This window comes from Methylobacterium sp. Leaf94 (assembly GCF_001426045.1).
Taxonomy (GTDB): domain Bacteria; phylum Pseudomonadota; class Alphaproteobacteria; order Rhizobiales; family Beijerinckiaceae; genus Methylobacterium.
The window spans coordinates 1-1,032 of sequence record NZ_LMRM01000061.1; the positions used below are offsets into that span (position 1 = coordinate 1).

1 tRNA gene is annotated in these 1,032 nt (G+C 60.8%); it reads right to left on the reverse strand.

The features are described from left to right. Window positions 1-526: 526 nt before the first annotated feature. A tRNA-Arg gene (locus ASG63_RS21115) sits at window positions 527-603 on the reverse strand. Between the last annotated feature and the right edge of the window lie 429 nt (window positions 604-1,032).

The window sequence follows — 1,032 nt, forward strand, 5'->3', positions numbered from 1 at the left end:
CGCTCGCCCGACCAGCTGCGCCGGCCAAGCTACCCGTGGTGAAGCGGCCTACCGCGCACTAACTTTACCCTTGGACCACCGCGTGGGGGCCGATCAGCAAGCTGTCCGGAAGTTAAATTCCGCAAAGCGACCTTCGCAATTGGTCTCCCGATAATATTTTTGATCCGGCAGTTTTCGGAAACATGGCCCTTTTTCAGAGGGGTAATTTCGATTTGATACCGTAGCAGCAACGCCCCAACAGTCAGATCGTCCGTGTCGATGCGTGTTGAGGGAGGCGCTGATCGTCGGGATTCGCGCTCTTGCGCCTTCGCCCACGATACGGCTTCACCCTTAGAGGGAAACGATTGTGTTGATGCAGGAGTGCCCACGCGTCGCACCTGAACGTGCCAGGATCGTCCACGCTTACGGATGGTCGCCATGATTCGTGATCCGTCGCTTGTGCCAAAAATGTGCCAAGCTGATCAACGACGCTTTGTGGAGCTTCAGACGGAGGTCCGAATCATAATCAGAAACAATGAGTTATGATTGGCGCACCCGACACGATTCGAACGTGTGACCTTTGCCTTCGGAGGGCAACGCTCTATCCAGCTGAGCTACGGGTGCTGACCGTTCCGCCCTGGTAGCCCATACGAGGGCGCCGCGCAACGGGTTCGTGAAAGCGTTTCGGCCACGTGAAGGGCGGCAGCGCGCGGAGGGCGACGCTCACACGTTCGAAGCGGGACGGCTGTGCCCCGCACGAAAGGTGACAATCGGTTGTTCGCGACAATAGCCCAGCAGACGCAGCCGGGTCCGGCCCGACGGCGGCCGACTCGGACCCGATCGTTAATCTGCCGACGGAACCAGGGTGGGACTGCGGAACGGGACTTGGGTCGTGGACAAACGCCCGGTGTGAGGCCGGTCTCCGTGTCTGCCAACGAAGGGCAATCCTCGTCACCTGATCGGCCCCCACGCGGTGGTCCAAGGGTAAAGTTAGTGCGCGGTAGGCCGCTTCACCACGGGTAGCTTGGCCGGCGCAGCTGGTCGGGCGAGCGC